General features: G+C 44.5%; 21 protein-coding genes. 16 read left to right on the forward strand and 5 right to left on the reverse strand.

Annotated features, from left to right (window positions below; all coding sequences use genetic code 11):
• The first annotated feature begins 410 nt into the window (after window positions 1-410).
• From D469_RS0113685 to D469_RS0113750, 14 genes are all read left to right on the forward strand, one after another.
• Window positions 411-2,699, forward strand: a complete 2,289-nt coding sequence (locus tag D469_RS0113685) for a beta-glucosidase (protein ID WP_018923965.1) — start codon at window positions 411-413, stop codon at window positions 2,697-2,699.
• Between the two features lie 238 nt (window positions 2,700-2,937).
• Window positions 2,938-4,347, forward strand: coding sequence for an MFS transporter (locus D469_RS0113690; RefSeq protein WP_018923966.1), 1,410 nt, complete (start codon window positions 2,938-2,940; stop codon window positions 4,345-4,347).
• Window positions 4,348-4,802: 455 nt separating this feature from the next.
• Window positions 4,803-5,378 carry a biotin transporter BioY gene (locus D469_RS0113695; protein ID WP_018923967.1) on the forward strand — a complete coding sequence of 192 codons (576 nt, stop codon included), beginning with the start codon at window positions 4,803-4,805 and terminating at the stop codon, window positions 5,376-5,378.
• A 54-nt stretch (window positions 5,379-5,432) separates the two neighbouring features.
• Entirely contained in the window at window positions 5,433-6,950 is a 1,518-nt protein-coding gene (locus D469_RS20380; protein WP_018923968.1) for an AMP-binding protein, read from the forward strand.
• Window positions 6,943-8,094, forward strand: coding sequence for a thiolase family protein (locus D469_RS0113705; RefSeq protein ID WP_018923969.1), 1,152 nt, complete (start codon window positions 6,943-6,945; stop codon window positions 8,092-8,094). Before D469_RS20380 ends, D469_RS0113705 begins: the two co-directional genes overlap by 8 nt.
• 14 nt (window positions 8,095-8,108) lie before the next feature.
• Complete coding sequence (locus tag D469_RS20385; protein ID WP_018923970.1) at window positions 8,109-8,573, forward strand: FAS1-like dehydratase domain-containing protein; 465 nt, start codon at window positions 8,109-8,111, stop codon at window positions 8,571-8,573.
• A gap of 2 nt (window positions 8,574-8,575) precedes the next feature.
• Entirely contained in the window at window positions 8,576-8,977 is a 402-nt protein-coding gene (locus D469_RS20390; RefSeq protein WP_018923971.1) for a MaoC family dehydratase, read from the forward strand.
• Window positions 8,978-9,195: 218 nt separating this feature from the next.
• The gene (locus D469_RS0113720; RefSeq protein ID WP_018923972.1) at window positions 9,196-10,008 is read left to right on the forward strand and encodes an energy-coupling factor transporter ATPase; all 813 of its coding nucleotides are present in this window, start codon (window positions 9,196-9,198) and stop codon (window positions 10,006-10,008) included.
• Complete coding sequence (locus tag D469_RS0113725; protein ID WP_040606882.1) at window positions 9,993-10,859, forward strand: ATP-binding cassette domain-containing protein; 867 nt, start codon at window positions 9,993-9,995, stop codon at window positions 10,857-10,859. The genes D469_RS0113720 and D469_RS0113725 overlap by 16 nt, the downstream gene beginning before the upstream one ends.
• Window positions 10,859-11,677, forward strand: coding sequence for an energy-coupling factor transporter transmembrane component T family protein (locus tag D469_RS20395; RefSeq protein WP_018923974.1), 819 nt, complete (start codon window positions 10,859-10,861; stop codon window positions 11,675-11,677). The genes D469_RS0113725 and D469_RS20395 overlap by 1 nt, the downstream gene beginning before the upstream one ends.
• Before the next feature lie 789 nt (window positions 11,678-12,466).
• On the forward strand, window positions 12,467-13,222 hold the full coding sequence (locus D469_RS0113735) for a metal ABC transporter ATP-binding protein (RefSeq protein WP_018923975.1): 756 nt from the start codon (window positions 12,467-12,469) through the stop codon (window positions 13,220-13,222).
• Window positions 13,222-14,091 (forward strand): metal ABC transporter permease, encoded by an 870-nt coding sequence (locus tag D469_RS0113740; RefSeq protein WP_018923976.1) that lies wholly within the window; start codon window positions 13,222-13,224, stop codon window positions 14,089-14,091. The genes D469_RS0113735 and D469_RS0113740 overlap by 1 nt, the downstream gene beginning before the upstream one ends.
• A gap of 51 nt (window positions 14,092-14,142) precedes the next feature.
• Complete coding sequence (locus D469_RS0113745) at window positions 14,143-15,114, forward strand: metal ABC transporter solute-binding protein, Zn/Mn family (RefSeq protein ID WP_018923977.1); 972 nt, start codon at window positions 14,143-14,145, stop codon at window positions 15,112-15,114.
• A gap of 187 nt (window positions 15,115-15,301) precedes the next feature.
• Window positions 15,302-16,204 carry a cupin domain-containing protein gene (locus D469_RS0113750; RefSeq protein ID WP_018923978.1) on the forward strand — a complete coding sequence of 301 codons (903 nt, stop codon included), beginning with the start codon at window positions 15,302-15,304 and terminating at the stop codon, window positions 16,202-16,204.
• An 86-nt stretch (window positions 16,205-16,290) separates the two neighbouring features.
• On the opposite strand, the gene D469_RS21270 is transcribed toward D469_RS0113750, so the two are convergent.
• The 4 genes from D469_RS21270 to D469_RS0113770 form a co-directional block, all read right to left on the reverse strand.
• Window positions 16,291-17,127 carry an STAS domain-containing protein gene (locus D469_RS21270; protein ID WP_018923979.1) on the reverse strand — a complete coding sequence of 279 codons (837 nt, stop codon included), beginning with the start codon at window positions 17,125-17,127 and terminating at the stop codon, window positions 16,291-16,293.
• Window positions 17,128-17,282: 155 nt separating this feature from the next.
• Window positions 17,283-17,861 carry an MEDS domain-containing protein gene (locus D469_RS0113760; protein ID WP_018923980.1) on the reverse strand — a complete coding sequence of 193 codons (579 nt, stop codon included), beginning with the start codon at window positions 17,859-17,861 and terminating at the stop codon, window positions 17,283-17,285.
• A gap of 68 nt (window positions 17,862-17,929) precedes the next feature.
• Complete coding sequence (locus D469_RS21705; RefSeq protein WP_018923981.1) at window positions 17,930-18,724, reverse strand: helix-turn-helix domain-containing protein; 795 nt, start codon at window positions 18,722-18,724, stop codon at window positions 17,930-17,932.
• A 750-nt stretch (window positions 18,725-19,474) separates the two neighbouring features.
• The gene (locus tag D469_RS0113770; protein ID WP_018923982.1) at window positions 19,475-20,596 is read right to left on the reverse strand and encodes a DUF418 domain-containing protein; all 1,122 of its coding nucleotides are present in this window, start codon (window positions 20,594-20,596) and stop codon (window positions 19,475-19,477) included.
• Between the two features lie 648 nt (window positions 20,597-21,244).
• Here D469_RS0113770 and D469_RS0113775 point away from each other — a divergent pair.
• Window positions 21,245-22,552, forward strand: a complete 1,308-nt coding sequence (locus D469_RS0113775) for a hypothetical protein (protein WP_018923983.1) — start codon at window positions 21,245-21,247, stop codon at window positions 22,550-22,552.
• Window positions 22,553-22,956: 404 nt separating this feature from the next.
• Here D469_RS0113775 and D469_RS0113780 read toward each other — a convergent pair whose 3' ends face one another.
• Complete coding sequence (locus D469_RS0113780) at window positions 22,957-23,235, reverse strand: hypothetical protein (RefSeq protein WP_018923984.1); 279 nt, start codon at window positions 23,233-23,235, stop codon at window positions 22,957-22,959.
• Window positions 23,236-23,666: 431 nt separating this feature from the next.
• On the opposite strand from D469_RS0113780, the gene D469_RS0113785 reads away from it, so the two are divergent.
• Window positions 23,667-24,623, forward strand: a complete 957-nt coding sequence (locus tag D469_RS0113785; RefSeq protein ID WP_240473344.1) for an ABC transporter substrate-binding protein — start codon at window positions 23,667-23,669, stop codon at window positions 24,621-24,623.
• Window positions 24,624-24,650 lie beyond the last annotated feature (27 nt).

Raw genomic sequence — 24,650 nt, forward strand, 5'->3', positions numbered from 1 at the left:
TTTGTTTTTGGCTATTTTCTAAAAGGCTGGTGTTTTTTAAAGGAAGAGTGAACGTCGTCAATTTGCTCCAGGAAGGCATTTACTACTGGCCTACGTGCGGCATCGGTTGCATTCACTTCGTTTGAGGCGCCACCTCTTCTTTGCCGAGGAGGGCGTATCAGCCTCCGTGAGAAAAGACCTGCCTGTGGAACCAGGAGTTTTGCTTTTCCCGCTGGATCATTCCGGAGGTCGTCGCAGTACTTGCTCCCTGCAGAGTTTAAACAACACAACATCGTTTGCGAAAATAGATTTGCATGTAAAATACCTTAAGAAAATTATAAATATATAAATATTATACCATAAATGCAAAGTGAAAACGGATACAATATATTCATGTTGAAAGCGTTTTAGATATGAAAGAGGTGGATGTAATGGTTGAAAAGATTGAAGCAGTCATAAACGAAATGACCCTGGAGGAAAAAGCGAGCCTGTGTTCAGGTTCTCATTTTTGGTATACCCAGCCGCTTGAAAGGCTGAATATTCCTCGCCTTATGGTAACCGACGGACCGCATGGGCTCCGCAAGCAGCCGGAAGGAAGTGACCATCTCGGTGTTCATGACAGTGTGCCGGCTACATGTTTTCCATCAGCTGCCGGGCTTGCTTGTACGTGGGACCGTGAGTTGATTGCAGAGGTCGGTCGCGCACTGGGGGTAGAATCTCAAGCTGAAAATGTCTCTGTGCTGCTGGGACCGGGCGCTAATATTAAACGTTCCCCGTTATGCGGCCGTAATTTTGAATATTTTTCTGAAGATCCGTATCTATCCACGGAAATGGCGGCTCATCATATCCAAGGTGTGCAAAGCGAAGGGGTTGGAGCATCGCTTAAACACTTCGCGGCTAATAACCAGGAGCACCGTCGCATGTCGGTAGATGCAGTGATTGATGAGCGCACGTTGCGCGAGATTTATTTGGCCAGTTTTGAAGGCGCCGTTAAAAAAAGTCAGCCCTGGACGGTTATGTCTTCGTACAACCGGCTAAATGGCGAGTATTGCTCCGAACATCCTGTTCTTTTGACGGATATTCTCCGTGAAGAATGGGGATATGACGGCATTGTCGTTTCGGATTGGGGTGCGGTGAATGAACGCGAAGCTGCTTTAGCAGCAGGATTGGAACTGGAAATGCCGCCGGGAGATAAGTCCGGAGACGATAAAATTGTAGCTGCTGTAAAGGACGGTTCATTGCCGGAAGAGACATTAAATGAAGCGGTGCGCCGTTTGTTAAAACTCGTTTACCGCGCGCTTGAAAACAAGCAGGAAGGTGTAACGTTTAACGAGGAAGACCACCATCAGCTGGCCCGGCAAGTAGCAGGTGACAGCATGGTGCTGTTGAAAAATGAAGATGATATTTTGCCGCTTGAAAAGAATGAAGACGTGGCAGTTATTGGTTCTTTTGCAAAGGCGCCCCGGTACCAGGGCGGCGGCAGCTCGCATGTGAACCCGACAAAGCTTGATGAAGCGCTAAATGAGATAAAGCAGCACACATCCGCAGGCATCACATTTGCGCAAGGTTTTGATGCCACAACAGATGTAATTGATGAAACGCTTATGCAAGAAGCGAAAGAACAAGCCGAAAAGGCGGAAAAAGTCGTCATTTTTGCCGGCCTTCCCGACCACTATGAATCGGAAGCTTATGACCGCACGCACCTCCATTTGCCGACGAATCAAGTAAAGCTAATTGAAGAAATAAGTGCCATTACCTCCGAAGTAGTGGTCATCTTAAGTAATGGTGCCCCGGTGGAGATGCCTTGGATTCATAATGTAAAAGCAGTGCTAGAAGGCTACCTTGGCGGCCAGGCTGTTGGAGGGGCTGCAGCTGACGTGCTTTACGGCGCCGTTAATCCTAGCGGCCGTTTGGCGGAAACCTTCCCAGAAAAATTGAGCCACACACCAGCTCACCTCCACTTTCCTGGAGAAGGCGATAAAGCGGTTTACAGTGAAGGGCTGTTTGTGGGCTACCGGTATTACGATGCAAAAGAAATTGCGCCACTATTCCCCTTTGGCCACGGTTTAAGCTATACGACCTTTTCTTACCGGGATCTGCGCGTCTCGCAAACGGAGATAACGGACCAAGATGAGCTGGATGTTTATGTAACAGTGAAAAATACAGGGGACCGGGCTGGTAAAGAAGTCGTTCAGTTCTATGTTAAAGAAGTTGACAGCCCTGTGATCCGGCCGGAAAAAGAACTGAAGCAATTTACGAAAGTTCAGTTGGATCCGGGGGAAGAAAAAGAAGTGAAAGTCACACTCGATAAACGGGCCTTTGCTTACTACGACACTGACCGCAAAGACTGGATAGTGGCAAGCGGCGAGTTCCAATTGCTAGCGGGACATTCGGCAGCGAATATTGCCGAGCAAGCGAGTGTTCAAGTAACGTCCACCGTGCCAAAAAGCCGCCCGGTGTTCCACCGCAATACGACCATTGGTGATATTTTGGTAGACCAGGAAGCAGCAAATACGTTCACGTCTTATTTAGCTTCCTTAGATTCAGACTCGGGGCTCCTTGGTGCGGTAAAAACTCAAGAAAACCGGGATGAGATGATGGATGCTATGGTTCAATATATGCCGCTGCGCGCGTTAATTCCATTTAGCCAGGGGGCATTCAACGAAACACATCTGAAAACGCTGCTTGAAGAATTAAATGCGTATCAATTAAGTTCATAAAACTATAATGTGAGCGGCCGCTGGAGGCTGGCGGCTGCCACGCTTTCAATTGTCCTTTTCTATGGAGCTCTGTTAACCAAGAGGATGAGAAAGCTGGCTTTAGGCGGGTGTGATGCAAACGGACCGAAGTGCATGATCTTTAGACAAGGCGTAGGCTTTCTTTGGCTCGAATGTGACAGGTCTTAATTTTCGAACGATATGAAAGCGCTTTAAAAAAGAAAGAAAGGTGGTTATCGCAATGGAAGCAAAAGTAAAAAAGGAAATAGAAAGCGGAGGCCAACCACCTGTCCAGGGAACAACAATTGGGTTCGGGGAGCGGCTGGGTTATGGAATGGGAGACTTCGCCAGCAACATTGTGTTTGCGGCAATCGCAACATTTTTGACGTATTATTATACCGACGTGGTCGGAGTGTCTGCTGCGATTGTCGGTACTATTCTATTATTTTCGCGCGTGTTTGATGGCGTTACTGATATCGGAATGGGTTTTGTCGTCGATAAAACCAAATCAAAGCACGGAAAAGCGAGGCCTTGGCTGTTATGGCTGGCTCTTCCATTTGCTCTTCTAACGGTTCTTTTATTCAGCGTTCCCGAGATGGGCACAGCGGCGACTATTATTTATATTGTGGTTACGTATAACCTTTTAAACCTTGTTTATACAGGTATTAATATTCCTTATGGTGTATTGAACTCATTGCTTTCCCAAGATCAATACCAGCGTTCAGTCTTAAACATCTTCCGAATGTTTATGGCAATTGCTGCGACGCTTTTAATTAGTGTAATGGTTCTGCCGATGGTCGATTTTTTCGGCGGCGGCTCAATCGGCTGGCAAATCACGTTCGCGCTGTTTGCACTGCTGGCTTTTGGCTTTTTTCTTACAACCTTCTTTACGACCAAGGAACGAGTACAAGCCGCTGACCCAAGTAAGGAAAGTCAAAACATTCCTTTGAAAAAAGGATTAAAAGCGTTATTTAAAAATAAATACTGGTGCCTGATGGTTTTCTTTATGATTGCTACTTATTCTCTCCAGGGCCTTAACACAGGCGTAAATGTATATTACGCTGAATATATTTTAAATGACCCCGGTCTAGTTGGATTATTGACCGCAGTCTCTCTGGTTCCAATGCTTGCGACGATGCTTGTAATGGCTCCATTTATAAAACGTGTTGGCAAACGGAACGCAATTATTTCAGGCTGTATCGGAATTGGGATTGGAACGGCCGTGATTGCGGTCAACCCTGAAAGCTTGACTTTCGTCATTATTGGTACGATTATACGTGGAATTGCTATGGCTCCAGTCACCGGCTCGATGTTTGCCATGCTTGCGGATACGATTGAATATGGGGAATGGAAAACCGGAGTCCGTACCGAAGGACTTGTTTATAGTGCAGGGAGCTTCGGGACAAAAGTAGGGAATGGCCTGGGCGCGGCTATGATTGGTTGGATTCTGGCGTTCGGTGGCTATTTAAGTGGGACAGCAGGAGGACAACAGCCTGAATCGGCCTTAATTGCAATTGAATTCATGTTTATCTACATGCCGCTCATTTTCGCGTTGATTCAACTCGTGCTTATGCTGTTTTACAAACTTGATAAACTTTATCCGCAAATTGTTTCCGATTTGAAAGATCGTTCAGAAACGATACGAGAATAAATGTCGTAGAAAAACCAATGAGACAGTGGCTTTGAAAGAGAAGGCCGCTGTTTTTTTGGTAGAAAAAGAAATAAAGAAAGTAGAGGGAAGGCATGGAGCACCTCTCATCACAGCTAACGGATCCATATGTTCCGCTAATCTTTAAAAATGCCAAATTGGAGCAAATAACGACATAAATGTCCATCACGAAAGCATGTCTGCTCGGTGCGGCATGTTTTTTATCTTTGTCATAACATTCTAACCTCATCTCATCGATCAACTCGCTGCATCCTTTAATTCTTTGCTCAAAATAGTTTATTTGCAATTGACAGTCTACTCAAAATCTTTTATTGTCATAAAGTACAAACGTTAACTTGTTCGTTTTTTAGGTTAACAAATGGGCTGTGTCCTTGCCACCTTAGTCTTGGTCATTATACGCCTATTTACATAACTTTTTTAAAAAGGTGGGTCTACATATGACAACAAAAGAGATGGTATTGGCTGCGTTGTTTGCTGCAATTATTGCTGTGTTAGGATTGCTGCCGCCAATCCCGCTTCCGTTCACCCCGGTTCCGGTTACAGCGCAGACGCTCGGCGTTATGTTGGCAGGAAGTTTCTTGGGTATGAAGCTAGGCGGGATGAGTACGGGGTTGTTTGTTTTGCTCATCGTTCTTGGCGCCCCGATTTTAGCTGGTGGACGAGGGGGGCTCTCTGTGTTTGCGAGTCCGTCTGGTGGCTTCGTGCTTAGTTATCCATTTGCTGCGATGCTAATGGGGTATATGGTTGAACGTTTATGGGTTTCGTTGAAAATATGGAAGCTTTTATGCGTCCATATTTTTGGTGGGATTTTGTTTATTTATGGAATTGGAGCTCCGTACCAAGCCTTTATTACTGATGTGCCGATTGAAGTTGCCTTTCTGGCCTCAGCTGGATTTTTGCCAGGGGATTTGCTTAAGGCTGTGTTGGCAGCCGTGGTTGTTTACCAGATTCGTTCCTTCAGTCCAATCGAAGAAAAGCGTTGGCTTAAAGAGCGAGAACAGCAGGCTGCGTAAAGCAGCAATGCTAACGTAGAAGTTAGAAAAAGTAAGCGTCTGGAGGGAAGCATCGTGAGCATCACTGCCCTTATTACGAGAAGTAAAGAAGTGTCTCCTCATAAAATAGCCCTACAGCTTGGGGTACAAATGCGAACATATGCTGAGCTGGAACAAGAGATTAACCAGGTGGCAAATACTCTTCACAACAGGGGGTACAGGCCCGGTGCGCATGTGGCATTGCTGCTTGAAAATTCGATAGAGTTTGTCACGATTTTTTTAGGAGTGGTCAAAGCAGGCGCTGTTCCGATACCGTGTGATCCAAAGTGGAGCAGCCGAGAAGTGACAGCTGTACTCGCACGTTGTGAACCTGACGTTCTAGTTTGTGATCAGCCCGAGCGGTTTTCCGGTCAAAAAAGTGTGTCAACAAGGGGACAGATTCATGTTTATCACCTCGGGCCATCAGGAGAGTTTGGGGCTGGGGCACCTTTCAAGGACTGGCTGAACCAAGCTTCTGCCTGCTTCCCAAATCAGTCCAACACCACGGACACTTTATTTATTGGTTTTACCTCAGGAACAACTGGGCGTCCGAAAGGTTATGTCCGCTCCCAGCAGTCGTGGCTGGATAGCTTTGATGCGGCCAGGCAAGAACTAGGTCTCCATTCCGAGCATACGATTATCGCTCCCGGGCCACTTGTCCATTCGCTTACACTATTTGCTGTAATGCATGCGTTAACAATGGGAGCAACGGTTCGATTAATGGCTTCATTCCAGCCGTTTCAGCTCCTTAACCATCTTCAGCGCCATAAGCAAACGGTGCTGTTTATGGTACCAACGATGACCGAGGCCTTGCTTCAGATAATCAAAAAGAAAAAGCAGGACGTGTCCCCACCTAAGAAACTAATCTCTTCTGGAGCGAAATGGCCGGCCCCTTCAAAAGAAGAAGCACGCAAGCACTTACCGGGCGTGCAGATCTATGAATTTTATGGCTCGTCTGAAGCGAGCTTTGTCTCCCTGTTAAACCCGGCAGATAATCAAACGAAACCTAATGCCGTCGGCCGTCCGTTTCCCGGCGTCCAGCTGTCCATCCTTGCTGAAAACGGAAGAGAAGTCGAAACAAATGAGGTTGGCCGCTTGTACGTCAAAAGCCCGATGATCTTTTCTGGCTACTATCAGGAAGCGCTTGCTACAGCAGAGGCCATTAATGGGGACTGGCTTAAGCTAGAAGACTACGCGCGCATCGATGAAGACGGTTTTCTATATATCGTCGGCCGGGCCAAACATATGATTATCAGCAGTGGGTTGAATATTTATCCAGAAGAAATCGAAACGGTGCTTCGCTTGCGTGAAGAGGTGGAAGAAGTGGTGGTGACAGGAGTAGCTGACACAAGTCGCGGCGAGAAAGTCGTCGCTTATGTCAAATGGAGAACCGAGCCGCTTTCGCTGAAAGAAATCAAAGACCATTGCCGGATGTATCTAGCTTCCTATAAGGTTCCGCAGGCTATTGAACAGGTGAGTGAATTTTCATATACGTCCAGTGGGAAAATCGCGCGCGAGCATGTAAAGAGAAAGGGGGAGGACTCCTATGCGTGAAGCCGTAGTCGTCGCAGCGAAGCGTACGCCGGTTGGAAAAGAAGGCGGGGCGTTGAAACACGTAGAACCTGAAGAGCTGGCTGCTTCGCTGATTCAACATATCTTAGAAATGAATGAGATTAATGGTGGTGAGATCGATGAAGTTATCCTCGGTAACGCTGTCGGCCCAGGAGGCAATATCGCCCGGAAAACTGCCTTAAAAGCAGGGCTGCCTGAGAGTGTGCCGGGCGTTACTATCGATAGACAGTGTGGATCGGGGCTAGAAGCGATTACAATAGCAGCTCGACTTATCCAAGCCGGGGCTGGCGATCTTTATTTGGCCGGAGGCGTGGAAAGCACGAGCCGCGCCCCGTGGCGCATTCATAAGCCTCGCTCGTTGTACGGACAAGGGCCGGAATTTTATATGCGGGCACCGTTCGCACCTGAAGAGACAGGGGACCCGGAAATGGGCGAGGCTGCTGAAAATGTAGCTGAGAAATACGGTATTTCCAGAAGCGAGCAGGATCGGTTTGCGGCCAATAGTCATGCCAAGGCATGGAGCGCCCAAGCAGACGGACGTTTTGCATCAGAAATTGTCCCCGTACCTGGCGTATCCGCTGAAATAGATGAAGGGCCGCGCGCGAATATGAGTGAACGCAGGCTGCGCCGTTTGCCGCCAGTATTTATTGAACAAGGTACAGTGACGAGCGGGAATGCCTGTCAAATAAACGACGGCGCTGCAGTAGTGCTGCTGATGTCTAAGGAGAAATGCAGTGATCTTGGACTGAGTCCCTTACTTACGTTTGTAGATGCAAACACTCAGGGAGTGGACCCTAATTATTTAGGCATCGGCCCCGTTCCAGCCGTGCAAAAACTATTAGAACGCCAACAGCTTACTAGTACTGATATTGACCTGGTCGAATTTAACGAAGCCTTCGCTTCTCAAGTGCTGGCCTCATTGCACGAGCTTAAGATACCGGAAGAAAAAGTGAACGCAGGTGGAGGGGCGATAGCATTTGGTCATCCGTACGGGGCTTCGGGTGCGATTTTGGTGACACGGTTGGTGACAGAAATGAACACGCGGGCAGGACTGAATTACGGACTGGCAACCCTCGGAATTGGCGGAGGTATGGGCAGTGCAGTTCTTTTTCAAGCAAGTGAATAGGAGAGGATGCTGAGATGATAAAGATTACCCCAGGTACACGCACTGAGCGTTTCAAGGTGCATATCACCAGAGAAGACATCCAGCTCTTTGCCCGCAGTATAGGGTTTATGAGCGGCATTCATGTGGAAGAAGACGCGGCTCAAGCAGCAGGGTTTAGCAGTCTTGTAGCCCCGCCTACATACCCGGTCCTATGCTGGCACGAAGTTGAAGTGCCATGGCTTGCACGAATTACAGAACCACTTCTGCATGGCAAACAGTCGTTTCATTATGACTCTCCCATAACGGCAGGAAATACGTATGTTTGTCAATTACAGCTTGTAAACGCTACCCAGCGTTTCCGCGGAGAAGGGCAGTTGATGACAAGGCTTGAACAGCGATTAGAAGGGTTTAGAAAAGATGAACAATCGGAGCGGGTATTTACGGCTGATTCAACGTTTATTTCGTTTCAGCAAAACCTGAAGATTGAAAAGGAGATGTAGCCATGGAGCAGCTAGAAAAAGAAGCCGTCATTGGGCCGCTCTACAGTGAGGCGTTTGATAAGAAGCAACTGAACGCGTATGCGTCAGCATCGGCTGACAAGAATCCAATTCATCTCGACGAAAAAGCCGCTCAAGCGGCAGGTTTTGATAAAGAAATAGCACACGGCATGCTCGTAATGGCAGCAGCCCATGCCGCGTTGAATCGGGAACTTAACCGTGTTTCAATTGTGGATTCGTATGAGACCCGCTTTTATAACCCGCTTTATGCCGGGGGGCAGCTTACGTTCTGGTTTGTGGTGAAAGCAAGCGAAGAAAACAACGCTCTCGTTTCGTTTCAGTATGTTGGCAAGGACCAACAAGATAGACGAATTGTCACTGGCAAGATCGTACTCCGCTTTTTATAAAAAACTCTCTTAAAAAGACGTTATTGCTTACGGCCGTTACTATGCAAGGAATGGCCGAGCTTCCTGCGAGCAGCACGCCGAACGAGCGGCCATGGAAGGAAGAGTACTACTACATGTAATAGGGCCATGTGAAACCTGTCGTTCAGGCAAGCGGCGTTCCCGTGCATAAGAGCTGGCCCGCCGGCCGTCATGCTATAACTATAAAGAAGGTTGATACCGTGCTTACATTTACAAATGTATCATTTACCTATCCAGGAGGCCGTCACGTACTGAATGACCTGACATTTCATGTCCAAAAAGGGGAATTCATCAGCATCGTTGGGCCGAACGGGTGCGGCAAATCAACAGCAGCGAGATTAATGAATGGGTTGTTACTGCCGACAAGCGGAAGCATCCATGTAGACGGGTTTCAGCTAACAACAGCAAGTCTACAAGACGTTCGGCAAATGGTGGGCATGGTGTTTCAAAATCCAGAAGACCAACTCATTACGACCACCGTCTTTGATGAACTCATTTTCGGACTTGAGAACATAGCGTGTCCGCGCGAGGAAATGGATGAACGGGCAGAAAGAGCGCTACGGCAGGTAGGAATGGAGCACTTCAAAGATCGACAGCCTCATCAGTTATCAGGCGGCCAAAAACAGCGGGTAGCGATTGCTGCAGTACTTGCCATGCGGCCAAACGTACTCATTTTTGACGAAGTTACTTCGATGCTGGACCCAGCCGGCAAACAGCAGGTGATGGAGTTGATGAAAGCATTGCATGAGGACGGGTTTACCGTTATCAATATTACACATTGCATGGAGGAAGTGCTCTTTTCTTCGCGTGTGCTGCTTTTGGACCAGGGAGTTGTACAGGTAGACGAGCCATCCAAAGAGTTGCTGCAACAACCTGGCACCCTGCGTGAACATCAGCTGGAAGCTCCATTTGTTGTTCGAGCCAATGAATCGCTGCGGCAAGCAGGTCTGCCGCTCCCCGTCGGCATTACGACATACGAAGGATTGGTGGAAGCATTATGCAACTTGAATTAAAAGAGGTCAGCTATTTCTATCATGAAATGGGGGCAGAAATGAAGGGGCCGGCGGTAGATGCCATTTCTTTAACCATTCCACCGGGGCAGTGGTTGTCAGTGATCGGTCATACCGGCTCCGGAAAGTCAACGCTCGTTCGCCTGCTAAAAGGATTGCTTCAACCTGCGGCAGGTACTATTTCACTTGACGGGGACGTGGTCGCTTCAGCGCAACAAGGGAATATCCTTTCAACGATCGGCTTTGTTTTTCAACGACCGGAACATCAATTGTTTGAGTCTACCGTACACAAAGATCTCAGTTTTGGCCCCAAACAGTTGGGCTGGAAGAAGAAACGAATTGAACAAGCGATCCGTGAAGCTCTCCTGGCAGTGGGCTTACATGATGCATACCTTGAGCGGGCACCATTTCATTTAAGTGGTGGGGAAAAGCGGCGAGTTGCGCTGGCTGGTGTTCTGGCGATGGACCCGCGCGTTCTTATTCTAGATGAACCAACCGCCGGCCTGGACCCAAAAGGAAAAACTGAAATGTTGCAAATGATTGATAACTGGCGCCGGCAAACGAAGCGGACCGTCATATTGGTCTCTCACCATATGAATGATGTGGCTGAGTTCTCCGATTCTGTTGCTCTTTTACAGAATGGAACACTAATGGCACACGCCGATCCGGTCACGCTGTTTCTAAAGCAGGGTGAACTGCTCCGGCAGGCCGGCCTGAATGTGCCCGACTGTGTGAAATTGATTAAAGGGCTGGAACAGGCAAGCGGGAAACAAATCCCGCTCCGTACGTTGCAAGAACAACACGTCTTTACACAAATCAAAACGATATTCAGCAAGCAAACGAGGCATGCGTAATGGCAAACGTATTAGTTGGACAATATGTACAAGGACAATCAGTTTTTCACACGCTCGACCCGCGCACGAAAGTGATGAGCATATTTTCGTTTATGGTAGCCATTTTGTTTGTCGATGATGTTGTGGGCTATGTAACAGCCGCTTTAATTGTAGCGGGGGCTGTTGTAGCGAGCCGTATTCCACTTCGCTTTTTCTTCAAAGGGCTGCGCCCGATGCTATTCTTTTTGCTCGTTCTCGTTATGTTTCACATCGTATTTAGCCAAGGGCAGCAACCGCTTTTTACCTTGGGTTGGTTTACAGTATATGTGGAAGGGATAAAGTCCGGGATGGAAATGCTCGTGCGGATTGTGTTGTTAGTAGTTATGGCCTCCATTTTAACCCTTACGACAAAGCCGCTCGACTTATCTTTTGCGCTTGCCAAGCTGTGGCAGCCGCTCGAACGTCTCCATCTGCCCGTCCAGCAAATCTCTCTCATGGTCTCGCTAGCGCTTCGCTTCATTCCTACGCTGCTCCAAGAAGCTGAAAAGATCATCGAAGCTCAAAAAGCACGGGGCGCGACGTTTGCTGACAAAAATCTGTTCAAACGAGTCTATCTTTATGTTCCCGTATTGATCCCGCTGATTATATCTTCGCTGCAGCGAGCGGAACAATTAACGGATGCCATTGATTCCCGTGCGTACGGGACGGGGGCGAAACGTACGACTTATCGTACTCTTCAGTATACGCGTTTGGATTATATGATGTTGGTTTTATTTGCTGGGTTTATTGTTTTGCTTGTAGGTGATTCAGTTCTAGAGGCCTGGTTTTTGAGACGGTAGGCGTTTCTCCCTGTAGTGGGTAAAAAATAATACATGAAAAGTTCATTTCTGTTTTCTCATACACCTCTTCGCCCTTGGGCGCATACAGTAGATGAAAAGCTTTAAACGAAGCACAGATGGTTGAACAGAAGGTGGTGATATAAGCCAAAGCCCAACGTTTAAGCACGATTGTTGTTTTTTACTAACTATTGAATCAATGTCATAATTCAAAATAATGTATTCAAATCGGAAAAATGAATGTGATCTTCACTTCAGACGGACGCTTTCCCGAGGGCTTGTCTTCAGCTAACTTTTTCGATGTAACCATGCGAAAAAGTGGATCTTCAGACTGCGCGTTATCCTCTGGGAGTCGCCGTCTTACGTTTCAGTGACTTTTGGAATGCCGTATAGTAAAAAATTTGTATTATTCGTTTTATTGTTCATGAAACGTCATTATGAAATTGATTCTATTTATAAAAAATTGTGCTAGACATAGGAGGTTGCCATCATCTATAATGACACTAGGTTTTGCACAAGGGAAAAACTTCATAGGAATCTCTTTCTAAACAAGAAGGTAAAACAATTGCCTGCATCAACAAAGGGAACATAATTGAATGTTTAACTTTTTTGTATCTAAAAGTTGGTCTGGGGCAAATTACTTCGCTCTGGACAAAACTAGGTGCTATGTAATATAAATAATGGTTTGAACCTATTTTTTTTCGATAAAAGTTGCCTTTGCGCAAATTACTTGTCCTATACAAAAAATAGCTGACTTTTATTGACGAAGCAGGCGAAAAAGGAGGCTTTATTATGACATCTGCAGTGCAAGTAAAAAACTTGTCCGTTACGTATCACGGGCATACTGCGCTTGAGAATATATCTTTTGATGCTTCTCCGCAACAATTAGTAGGGATTATTGGACCGAATGGGGCCGGTAAATCAACCCTGATTAAAGCGATGTTAGGCATGGTTCGTAAAAACCATGGAGAAGTGACGGTTTTTGGAAAGTCGATTTCCAAAGTGAGAAAGCAAATTGCTTATGTTCCGCAGCGCAGCATGATTGATTTTGATTTTCCTGTATTGGTAGAGGATGTTGTGCTGATGGGAAGTTATCCTCATTTAAAATGGTGGAAACGACCGGGCAAGAATGAGCGCAAACAGGCGCTGGACTCGTTAACGCAAGTTGGCATGATCGATTACCGGAAGCGCCAAATTGGTGAATTATCCGGAGGCCAACAGCAGCGCGTCTTTTTAGCCCGGGCTTTGGCGCAGGGAGGAGACATTCTCTTTTTGGATGAACCGTTTGCCGGCATTGATATTTCTTCAGAAAATATCATCATTGAATTGTTAGGAAAGCTGCGAGACGAAGGGAAAACCATTTTTGTCGTTCACCATGACCTCAGTAAAGTGGATAAATATTTTGATAGCCTGATGTTATTAAATAAGACACTGATTGGCTTTGGGGAAAAGGAGAAGGTCTTTCAGCCCGAGTTGGTGAGCAGAGCATATAACGGCAATATTGCGTTGTTGTCTGATAAAGATGGCAAGGTGGTGGTGACCGGATAATGGAGGAGCTCAGCTACTTTTTAGAAGCAGTAAGCACGTATACCTTTTTACAAAATGGCTTGATTGCAGGGGCCTTAGTAGGGGTTCTTTGCGGTGTTGTCGGCTGTTTTATCATTTTAAGAGGCATGGCGTTAATGGGCGAAGCGATCTCGCATGCCGTCCTGCCCGGTGTTGTCATCTCTTATATGTTAGGAAGCAGTGGGTTTTTTATCGGTGCTGTAGCTACCGGGGCTCTGGCTGCTTTAGGGATTGGCTTTATTAGTCAAAACAGCAAAGTAAAAGATGATTCCGCCATCGGGATTTTGTTGACGGCTACATTTGCCCTTGGAATTGTCATGGTAACCACGCTCAGCGGAACCAGTATAGATGTGTGGCACATTTTGTTCGGAAATGTTCTAGCTGTCTCACGCCAGGACCTGTGGGTGACCTTAGGGATCACGGTCGTTGTCCTGCTGGCTATTATGCTGTTTTATAAACAATTAGTATTAAGTACATTTGATCCCACGATGGCACAAGCAATTGGTCTGCCAACCAAACTTATTCATTATATTCTTATGATTGTGCTCTCTCTTGTTACGGTCGCATCTTTAAACACAGTGGGAATTATTCTGGTCGTTGCCATGCTGATCACTCCAGGGGCGACTGCCTATTTGCTAACGGAACGGCTGCCGGTTATGTTGGTGTTATCCTCGTTGTTCGGCGTTATTTCAGCCGTGAGCGGCGTCTATTTCTCCTATATTTATGATGTAGCAACAGGAGCATCCATTGTTGTTGTGGCATCGATCTTATTTACGCTGGCCTTTTTCTTCTCACCGAAGCAAGGCGTGGCACTTCGGTGGTACAAAAAGCTATCTACAGGTAGAGCTTAACCGCTCGCCTGTTGTTATAGAAAAATAAGCAGTAAGGAGAGGAGAATCAACATGAGTAACACAAAGCCTTTTTTTAAGATGCTCGGGTTACCACTTGCCTTGAGCTTCATTCTTATCGGGTGTGGAGAAGAAACGGACAGCCCAGAAAATGAAGAAGTGGACGAAGGCGAAGAAGAAACTGGAGAAGAAGGTGAAGAAGCCGCGGAAGAAGAGCTTCAGATCACCACCAGTTTCTCTGTATTAGCCGATATCGTAGATCAGGTAGTAGGGGAGCGCGGAACGGTAGACTATATTGTCCCGCGTGGCGAAGAGCCTGAAGAGCATGAACCAACGCCTAGTGACTTTGAACAAGTAACTGATTCTGATCTGTTTATTCTTAATGGTCTTGGTTTAGAAAGCTGGTTAGAATCGTTAATGGATAATGTCACCGACACCTCGGCGGTGGAAGTGTCTGAAGGGATTACCCCTATTCCATTATCTGACGGAGACGTGGATGACCCACATGTATGGCTGGATCCAACCTTAGTAAAAACACAAGTTGATAACATTGTGGAATACTTGGTTGAAGAAGATCCAGAAGGAGAAGACACATACACGGAAAACGCCGAACGTTTTAAAGAAGAGTTGGCGGAATTAGACGAGTGGATAGAAGAAGAGACTGAAAACATACCAGAAGAACACCGTTTCATTGCTATTAGTGAAGATGCTTTTGTCTATTTTGGCGAAGCATATAATTTTGAAACCGCAGGCATTTGGGAATTGAATGCTCACGAAGAAGGAACGCCGCAACAAATATCTAGGCTTGTTGATAGCTTAGAGGAGCAAGACGTGCCGTACGTCTTTATCGAAACGAGTGTAAGTCCTGACTATATGGAGTCCGTTTCGGATAGCTCCGGGGTGCCGATTTATGATGATGTTATTTATTCTGAAGCACTTGGTGAAGAAGGAAGCGGTGTAGATACGTACATTGATATGATGGAACATAATGTCAATGCATTTGTGGATGCACTAGGAGAGGAATAAACAAATCTTGTTATGTTAAATAAAAAATAAGAAGTGAAACAGACCGGGGAATGCTATGCACCGGTCTGTTTTTTTATGGGGAAGTGTTACTACAATCAGGGAGCCGAGCAGATTCTTCTAGTTGAACGTACACTTTCAGCAGCTAGGCATATGATAGCTTTAGCACATTGAATAGGAGATGATGAGAATGTACTATGTTCCTTACATGGATCCTTATTTCGGCCAAATGGTCCCAGCGCCAGTTCAGCCAGAGTATATGGCGCGAACTCATCAAGAAGAAGGTCAACAAGTCGAAGCTGCTATACTTGCTGGGATCGAACGAGAAGCTTCTGCCATTGATCTCTATCGGCGCTTGGTTTCTCTTGCCCCAAACCAAACGCAGCGAAATGCCATACTCCATACGCTTGAAAACAAAACTAATCAGCTTCAGCAGTTTCAACATCTCTATGTCACACTTACAGGAAGAGCTCCAGACTATCAAATTGAACAAGAAACGTTTCATTCCTTCAGGGAAGGTCTACAAAAGGCTAATCAAGCTGAAGCAGAAGGTCAGGAAGACTATCAAAAGGCTTGTTTACTTACACAGCACCCCCTCGTGCGAGATGTATTTGTGCGAGCCTGTACAGCTGAAACCGACTATGCGGACCGCTTCAGACCTTATCACGAGCAAGCCTTGAAAGACTATGGAAGCGCACCGTTTGTCGTGGATATTGAAGAGGCTACGACACAAAACAATACGTTTCGTACAGCATTATGGACAGGGGATCATTTACAATTAACAGTAATGAGTATCGAAGCAGGTGATGATATCGGGTTAGAAGTTCATCCAGACCATGACCAATTCCTGCGGGTGGAAGCAGGGCAAGGATTTGTACAAATGGGGGAACGTCAAGATCAACTGGACTTTGAAGCAGAAGTATATGCAGATTACGCCATCTTTGTCCCGGCGGGAAGCTGGCACAACCTAACGAATACGGGATATAGCCCGCTTAAACTGTACACGATTTATGCGCCGCCTGAACATCCCTACGGCACTGTTCATGAAACGAAAGCTATTGCCATGGCTGCAGAAGAAAATCACCACTACTAGGGAGAAGGCGAATGTTCACGTTTCTCATTATAAAGAAACCCCGCTGGAAGCTCGGGGTTTCTGTTTGTTATTCAGCCTGCTGTCAGTTAAAATGTATAGTTTAGTTTTGATAATGCGGTTGATAGGGTTGAATAGATCTTAAATCGGCTGTTAATAGGTAGTTCTAGATTGACGGATGTTTGGGCAACCGCCGGGGAAATACCAGTTAAAATCACTTCAATTCCTACTAACTTTAAGGCGTTGCTTAGTGTAAATATATGCTGTGCCACCATTGTATCAATATGAGAGATACCAGAAAGCTCAACAATTAAGGTGCTGATCTCTAAATCTTGAGCCCGTGCTAAAATCGTAGAGTCATTTAACAAAGGTGGGATATCCGTTTCTCCAATTAAGGGCAAGATCGCTAAATCCTTAGATACTGGAATAAGTGGAGCAGATAACTGCTTAATTTTTTCTTCAAAAGTGGAGAATATACTTTCGGTATCTTCAAGGAATTTTGTATCAAATTGATTTCTTATATTCTCGACACAATCATCCACCTGTTGAACAAACGTAAAAACATCGAGAACTGCAGTTTGTTCTTCATTTATTTTATTGTAAGCATACTTCCAAATCGCTTTTTTACAAAACGGTAACACTTCTACTAATATTGAAGCAATTTCCCGGCTGTTCAACAAGTGAAAACCAAATTCTTTCTCCCAATCAATCGGACATTCATGTTCATCTGCCTGAGGGTCGCCGAGTAATCTAATAATCCCAGAAATAAAGGAACTAGAGTGATGAATAAACGCCTCTTCCCCCAGGTCTCCTTTTAGCATAGAATGTTGCTGTTCACGTGCAAGGTGGTAAGCCTCAGTTACTATTTCATTTACATTTAACTCTAAATTTTCGCGCAATCTTTCGCTTTCATTTCCTTTAAGCATTCCTGTCACCAACTTTTATCAAGGTTACTGCTTCTTTGTGTTCTGTATTTTTTAAAACGTAAACTAGACTATGAATAGAGTCTGATATCCCGCTTCTTGTATGCGTCGTCTTTCATTATAGGAAGTGAAAAAGCTTCGACTGGATGGAAAGATTGCTACTTTCTTAAACTAGGCTTTTTGTATAAGGAAGACCGGACCAACTCTTTATCAGTCATCAAGTATTCGTGACTGCGCATCATTGCCGTCTGCAGCGAGGCAGAAACAGCTGAAGCAGGATAGGCACAGACTGAGACAAGCCCCATCTCGTTCACACTACAATCCGCCAATTGCTCAAATTCATCAAGTTGACGTTCGATATCCTCTTTTGCCTCCCATTCAACATGAGCCCACGTGCGAACGGTAACATTGCTGGTTAAAAAAGGTTCTAAGGTATTATGAAAATGTTCTACTATACTATGAATATGATAGTCCTGATGGTAGCTGTAAAAGGAGTGGTTATCGATATAATGAATATATGTTAACTGCTCCTCTGAGAACATTTCGGTTGCTTTTTTCTCTATTTGTTCGTAAATCACATTGTTTTCTATAATAAGAAGATGATCTCCTTTTTCGATCCCTCTGCAAATATAAGCCAAAACATTCTCGATATAATCGTTCTCGTCTTCAAAAAAATACACGATATGTGCAGCGTCCGGCACTTCTATATATTTTGTTAAAGGAATTTTTCGTTTCATTGCTGGTACGTCCCTCTCTCACGTTAGTTTATAAAATTCCTGTGAATAGCCTTCGTAACAACTAGTTCTTATTCCATGTTCTCTTGGATATAAAATGATGGGAAAACGTAAGATTTATTACTCGTTGTACAGAATGGGGAGTCTACGATCTCCGTATCAGTCATAAGATATGGATAGTTTCGCATCATTTGGATGTGGGTGCCTGCTGAAATCAATTCAGCGTCATATGAATGAATAAATAAAATGTTTCGATTGCTCAAGTTTACAGCTTGTCTATTTAGGAGGTTTCCTAAATCCAGTAGCGCTTGTTTGTAATCTGTATCTTTTTCTGCCAGCCAAATACGCAGAGGCTTGTCAACAGCGTACTGATCTCTTAAAAAAGGAATCACGTTAGCAGGCATGTCCAAGTTCATGTCTTCTTTATTTATAAAACATATCTTATTTTTTATTATGTCTTTACTTAAAAGGTTAGATAACTTTTGTTGAATATCGAGAATATTCTTTGTCGAATCAATAATTACACAATAGCTGCCTCTTTCTATACCACTGGAGAGAAATATTAAGATGTGATGAACTTTGACCTCAAAATTATCGTAAAGGTAAAGAATTTCACCTATATCCTCGTTCTTAAAGTATTCATTTATTTCATTCTGGAGTGTTTCCTGGTTCAAATGTTCACTAAAAAACAAAGTCGGTTCAAAGTCCAGCGCCTTAGCAATATTGATGGCAATACTAAGCCCAGGATTTCGTTTTCCTGTTTCAATTTGTGAATAATAACCTCTGTTAATGAAAGCTTTCGTGGCTACTTGTTCTTGTGTCAATTGTTTATCAATTCTCAGTTGTATTAACCAATCTCTTTTCATAGATCCCCACCATGTACTAACAATCTTTGTTTACGGCTGCGGTGCATACGTGTGATCCTTGCCTCATCGTTCACATAAGGGTCGATATGTGAAGTTTTTTTACTAATGCTTTTCCAAGGTCGTATATAATTTTACCTTTTTAAAAGGTGATATTCAGATATTGTGGCAATTTGACGCATTTTTTCATCACTGTCCGTTAAACTTTTTTACTTTGTAAGAAAATCAAGGTCGTTCACTTTAGGAACTGTCAGTAAGTTGTTTGAGCAGGAGGGTTACAAACCTTCCAAATACGAAGTCACAAATGGGTTAGTGGCACGTGTAATGAAGTGTAGAACTGTTGGGAAAGAGCTGCATTCAAGTGGACAAACACTATGTTGAAGTACATGGCGATAAAGGGAAGATGTACCTTTTGTTTTTTCGGTAGCTTCTACAACGTTTCGCTGTGTAGTGTTTCAGTTTTGTATGAACAGTACGTAATGTCTACTAAGTAAACTACCAAAAACAAGCCACGGTCCGGTATAAACACCTGAAAGGCAGCTGGGTTAACGTTCAAGATCGAGGAAGCCCGGTTAAAGCTAGCTGTTACTTGCTAAAGAGGGCGAGGTGCTTGATGTAAGAGTCAAGTGGAGAAATATGATGAGTAGATAGGCTAGGTCGTTAGGGTGCCGTATATGCTGAGTGCTGAATCCTTTTCATACTCATTTTTCTTCGATGTCGCCCTCTATTCACTTTGTAACCGGTCTTCAATGGTTAGTTTTTTCGTCTTAATGCCACATATCTTCCATGTGTTCCGATTCGCCATATCCATTCAAGCGGGCCGTAATAAAACATTTTAAGCCAGAGATGACTGAATATCATTTGTACAATAAATAGAGAGATGCCTAGACCAAGAGCAAAATAGTAGCTTGGTTCCGTCCATAGGCCGAGCTCTTCAAAAATAGATTGGCCGCTAAGGGAGAACAGGCTGACAAATACAAGCGATTGCATCAAGTAATTGGTAAATGCCATTTTGCCAATTGCAGTAAATGGTACTAGCGCTTGAGCTGCGATCGTTTTAGTCGCCCCTAACAGGACTATGATAAGTACCATTCCGAGGGTAACAAGGAACTGATAAAAAACATCCAGACCATTCACTAAGACCGAGTCAACATTGTAATAAAGAGCTGTTTTACCGGACAGTCCCACTGCGAGAAGAATGGTTGCAAGCACCCCGGATATCATTTTACGTTTTTCGACGGCTGAAAAGATGTGCATGCGATAGGCGTACATCCCAAACAGGAAAAACCCTAAATGAGTCACTACAGAAGAAAATTCGCCCATCAGATGCTCGGTGCCCATAGGTTTTTCTCCAGAGCCGAACCATCCTAAAAGCCATTGCTCTAAAGAAAAGTCAAACGCTGTGTAAAAGCCGAGAAGGTCCTTCCCTACCGTGTAGCCGAGCCAAAACAACAAGGCCGATAGAAGCAGCCATGTACGAGATAAACTCACAAACAATAACAATACAAAGCCGGCACTGGCATATAACAGTAAGATGTCGCCGGACCAGATGAGATACCCATGCACAGCACCAACAAAAAACAGTAACAGCATTCGTCGAAACAACGTTGGGTATGGATTGATGCCTTTGTCCTTCAGCCGGTCATAAATCAGTATAAGACTGATCCCAAACATAAAGGCAAACAATGGTCGTGCACTTTCGTTTAACAGAATATTAACTACATCATTTGTGGAGATGATAGAAGCTGTGTCTGTCGTAATTGCAGCAGACAAACTCGGTATATTGACTAAAAATATGGCAAGTAGTGCCAACCCGCGCATTTGATCTAAAATTTCGATTCGCTGAATTTGATTACCACTTTTCATTGCTGACATGTGAGAACCTTCTTTCCTGGAGAAGAACTGACGTTGTACAAGCGTTATTCATTAAGAAAACAAGGTTAGAGGAGTTTTTCTCGTTTTCGTTGAATGTCAAGATAAGCTCATTCTCTATTGGAAAAACAGATAAGCAAATGAATACATTCTTTATTCGAACGTTTCCTCCAAGCATTTTTCTACCAAAAGACATTGTAAATTAATATGTATAACCAGATTACCCTCGTTAAAATGCTTTAAACGCCTAAGCTACAATTTGACGCTTGTATGCATGATTTCAATCTAAATTACGAGAAGCAGTGTAGAATGTCAATATCCTGTCTTACAAGCAAAAATACTAGTTCCTTACGTTTTGAAAATTTAAGGTCCACTGTTTTATAGAAACCGCTATGACCGCTACCGGCCGCGGAGATATACAATCATTCAAACTGCTGTCACAATATAAGTAAGCTCATCTGTTTTAATCTCTTTTCGAAACAAGCAGGTTGAGAATTAAGCTTAGAAAAACCGGCCATCTATTTAGCCAAGGGGAAGGAACCACCAATGTATAATCTGTTGTTGCGATATGGATTTACCGTTTGTGTGCTTAGCTACGCACTGTTACATATATTTTCATTGATGATAAGTGCAGCGTGGGTGTTTCACCTTATGTCAGCGGCAGGACTTGGGGCGTTAGTACTTGCATTGATTCATCTTGGCCCGGCTAAAGGACCCGTGCCTTCCTTATTGACGTCCGCTTCTTTAGTTATCGGTTACGCCGCGCTTGGAAATGAATTGTGGAGCATGATGTGGGAAGGCATACGCGAGATGAGCAGCGTCATATTGCTGCTTCTTGTGGTCCCTGCTATCGGCTGGGTGCTGCGGGAAGAACATTATATTGAAGCGCTCGTCGGCTCAGCCAAACAGTTATTTAATACGAGCAAACGATTTTATGCCGGTTTAATGTTTATGACACAGTTCGTCGCATACTTTCTTTTATTTGGTTCCATACCGATGTTGTTTCAATTTGTTCAAGTTTTGCTCGGGGACAAAAAAGGCGAAGACTGGGAGTATTTTAAAGGAACGGCCTTGCTGCGAGGCTTCGGCGTTAGTACGATCTGGGTTATCAGTATTCCAAGCGTCGTTTTTATCATTGAAAGCACGGGAGCGTCTCTCGGTTTCACCTTAATCCAAGGTTTTTTCATCGCGGTTTTAGGAGTGGGACTTTCCTTATTATTTCTACTGATTCATGAAAAACGAAGCGGGATTGATTATACCACCGGAATTTTAGCAGAGCTGGAAGAAAAGATGGCTGCATCTGATTCATCGCGCCACCAGTCTCTGGCTAAAGAATTTATCATCTTATTTCTCACGTTGTTCGGTCCGATTCTTGTCATCAATAGTATAGTGGACTGGGGATTGCTCCTTACGATTTCCATGTGGGTGCCTGTCTGGTCGCTCAGCTATTACTGTTTGAAAAAGAAGAGCCGCCCGTTCGTCAGCAAGACGCGTACGTATCTTCAATCTGGCTTACTTCAAAAATCGCAGGAACTAGGGATCATGCTTTCAGCAGGCATGCTTATTACGATTGTGCATGAATCGGGAGGCGGTACCTGGGCAATCAACATGATAGTAACTATTTCGGAGACGACATTCCTGCACATATTGTGGATTCTTCCATTTTTAGTGATTTTTTTAGGCTTTGTCGGACTTGGTCCGTTGACGGTGATGGTTCTTGTCGGGGGAATACTTGAAGGCGCCGGGCTGCCTTATCCGCCGGAACTCATTGTGCTCAGCTTGACGCTTGGAAGTGCCATTACCGTCTTTTTATCCCCATTAATCTTACCTTTAATCGTCTTAAGCCAGTCGAACGGACTGAGTATGTGGAAAAATGGACTTCGCTTTAATCTCGGCTATTCGATTTCATTTTACGTGCTCGTGCAAATCTATATGATGATCATGCTTGCAATTTGGTAGCAGGACCAGAGCTTTAATAGGTAGAGTTTTAACAGCGCGCACCTAAACGTGGCATGTGAATGCCATACTGCACCTTTTGCGGAATCGAATCTGAAACGGGCAGCTGAACTGCTAGCTAGCGCTGGACCTTTCTAAAAGAAGGTTCAGCATTTTTTATGTGAAAATCTCTGACCATGCCAGAGGTTCGAAGATTATCAAGTCAGGAATTGAAAGTCGAAAATTCTCTCGTTCTTACATGAAAAGGAAACGTAGAAACGTGAAGGCGAGGTGAGGAAAAGCGGTAGCAGAGGCAGCAGCAAAAGGTAGGACGTATTTTCCGCCAAATTCTGATAGCTCCTCGTCATTTTCTTGCTCAACTTTTTTGATATGTGGTACTTCATAAGTCTATGAATCTGCTCTACATGTTAGCTTCCCTTTTCTTTAAAGAGACCGATTATTAATATAATAAGTCCCGTACCGAAAATAAGAGGGAAGATATAAAATATGGAGCCAGCAGCCCACATGTTTTCTTCTGTTCTCGCAATGCTTCCGCCAATGGCAAGAGACAATAAGGGTGCTATCACTAGCATTGTCGTTACGCCCCAGATGATGAACCTCAGTTTTTTCGTTTGATTTTTTAGCAATAGGAAAGCTGTTACTATCACAAGCAGAGAAGCGAGATACAAACCAAACATCACATCCATAAAAGAAGGTTCCTTTCATTCATTAAGTTTAAGAATAAAAGCAACAATTAGTAATCGTGACAATAGTGTTACTGTACCATGCAGAGCTTTATTTGTTAATAATTTCCTTGCGGGGGCCATTTAGGTTTGAGTTGTAATGTTGTTTGTGGAACATGAGATGAAAATGCAAGCTGAGCAGCTAATAAGTGCTGAGCCTCTCTACTATAAAGGCTCAGCATTTTGTCGTATCAAACATTTAAAATGAAGTGGGACAAGGTTTCAAATACATTCACAAGTTAGTACTTGAATCAAATAGAAAAAGAGTGGTACAATTCCAACATAAAGTGATAATGATTATCATTATCACTTTATGGACGGAACAAAGGAGGTACAAAATGCAGTCTTTTATAAAAAATAAAAGGAACAGGCGAGCCTTTATATATATAGGAGGAGTGATATTAGCCACACTTGCTGCTGGTTGTGGAAATGAAGGAGCTGAGAATGAAGAGGAGGCTTCAGGTGAAGAACAAACCGATACCATAGTAGTGGAACATGAAATGGGAACCGCCGAAATTGAAGAAGAACCTGAGCGGATTGTAACACTTCACCAGAGTGCTACGGATACTGCTGTTGCGCTTGATATACAACCGGTAGGGGCGGTGGAATCATGGGTGGAGCAACCCATGTATGAATACTTAAGAGATGACTTGGAAGGAACAGCAATAGTTGGAGATGAAATTCAGCCCAACCTTGAAGAACTTGATGCGTTGGACCCGGATGTAATCGTTGGAGGACTAGTACGCCATGAAGAAGTCTACGAACAGCTCGAACAAATTGCTCCTACCGTTATTACTGATCCTATTAATGACTTTGAACATACGCTTGAAATGGTCGGTCAAGCCGCTGATAAAGAAGAAGAGGCAGAAGAACTCCAACAAGACTGGGACAATCGTGTAGCTGAGTTCCGTTCGCAAGCAGAAGATGAAATGGGAGAAGAATGGCCCCTTTCTTCCTCGGCACTAAATATTCGATCGGACCAAGTGCGGATGTTTATGGGAGGTTTCCCGGGGAAGGTTCTGGAACAGGCTGGCTTTGCTCAGACCGATATTCAGGAGGAAGGCTTAGAGAATGAAGAAGAGTTCATCGAATTTACGAATACAGAATCTATTCCAGAAATGGATGCTGACGTGTTCTTTATCTTTACCCAAGGCAATCAGGAAGATGATGAGATCGAAGAAGCGATGGAACAATGGACGGGTCATCCTTTATGGGAAGAGCTGACAGCAGTGGCAAATGAACATGTATACATGAAGGATGAAGTAATTTGGAGCATGGGCGGAGGCATCATTGCTGCTAATCACATGTTGGATGATTTATATGAAACATTTGATTTCGACATGGATGAATGATGAGAAGGAACGAATAGATAGAAGCTT

This window comes from Salsuginibacillus kocurii DSM 18087 (assembly GCF_000377705.1).
GTDB lineage: Bacteria > Bacillota > Bacilli > Bacillales > Marinococcaceae > Salsuginibacillus > Salsuginibacillus kocurii.

Excerpts from the sequence above, each read along its gene's own strand:
- D469_RS0113685 (WP_018923965.1), top strand. The coding sequence starts at position 411 with ATGGTTGAAAAGATTGAAGCAGTCATAAACGAAATGACCCTGGAGGAA.
- D469_RS0113690 (WP_018923966.1), top strand. The coding sequence starts at position 2,938 with ATGGAAGCAAAAGTAAAAAAGGAAATAGAAAGCGGAGGCCAACCACCT.
- D469_RS0113695 (WP_018923967.1), top strand. The coding sequence starts at position 4,803 with ATGACAACAAAAGAGATGGTATTGGCTGCGTTGTTTGCTGCAATTATT.
- D469_RS0113705 (WP_018923969.1), top strand. The coding sequence starts at position 6,943 with ATGCGTGAAGCCGTAGTCGTCGCAGCGAAGCGTACGCCGGTTGGAAAA.
- D469_RS20385 (WP_018923970.1), top strand. The coding sequence starts at position 8,109 with ATGATAAAGATTACCCCAGGTACACGCACTGAGCGTTTCAAGGTGCAT.
- D469_RS20390 (WP_018923971.1), top strand. The coding sequence starts at position 8,576 with ATGGAGCAGCTAGAAAAAGAAGCCGTCATTGGGCCGCTCTACAGTGAG.
- D469_RS0113725 (WP_040606882.1), top strand. The coding sequence starts at position 9,993 with ATGCAACTTGAATTAAAAGAGGTCAGCTATTTCTATCATGAAATGGGG.
- D469_RS20395 (WP_018923974.1), top strand. The coding sequence starts at position 10,859 with ATGGCAAACGTATTAGTTGGACAATATGTACAAGGACAATCAGTTTTT.
- D469_RS0113735 (WP_018923975.1), top strand. The coding sequence starts at position 12,467 with ATGACATCTGCAGTGCAAGTAAAAAACTTGTCCGTTACGTATCACGGG.
- D469_RS0113740 (WP_018923976.1), top strand. The coding sequence starts at position 13,222 with ATGGAGGAGCTCAGCTACTTTTTAGAAGCAGTAAGCACGTATACCTTT.
- D469_RS0113745 (WP_018923977.1), top strand. The coding sequence starts at position 14,143 with ATGAGTAACACAAAGCCTTTTTTTAAGATGCTCGGGTTACCACTTGCC.
- D469_RS0113750 (WP_018923978.1), top strand. The coding sequence starts at position 15,302 with ATGTACTATGTTCCTTACATGGATCCTTATTTCGGCCAAATGGTCCCA.
- D469_RS21270 (WP_018923979.1), bottom strand. The coding sequence starts at position 17,127 with ATGCTTAAAGGAAATGAAAGCGAAAGATTGCGCGAAAATTTAGAGTTA.
- D469_RS0113760 (WP_018923980.1), bottom strand. The coding sequence starts at position 17,861 with ATGAAACGAAAAATTCCTTTAACAAAATATATAGAAGTGCCGGACGCT.
- D469_RS21705 (WP_018923981.1), bottom strand. The coding sequence starts at position 18,724 with ATGAAAAGAGATTGGTTAATACAACTGAGAATTGATAAACAATTGACA.
- D469_RS0113770 (WP_018923982.1), bottom strand. The coding sequence starts at position 20,596 with ATGTCAGCAATGAAAAGTGGTAATCAAATTCAGCGAATCGAAATTTTA.
- D469_RS0113775 (WP_018923983.1), top strand. The coding sequence starts at position 21,245 with ATGTCAGCGGCAGGACTTGGGGCGTTAGTACTTGCATTGATTCATCTT.
- D469_RS0113780 (WP_018923984.1), bottom strand. The coding sequence starts at position 23,235 with ATGGATGTGATGTTTGGTTTGTATCTCGCTTCTCTGCTTGTGATAGTA.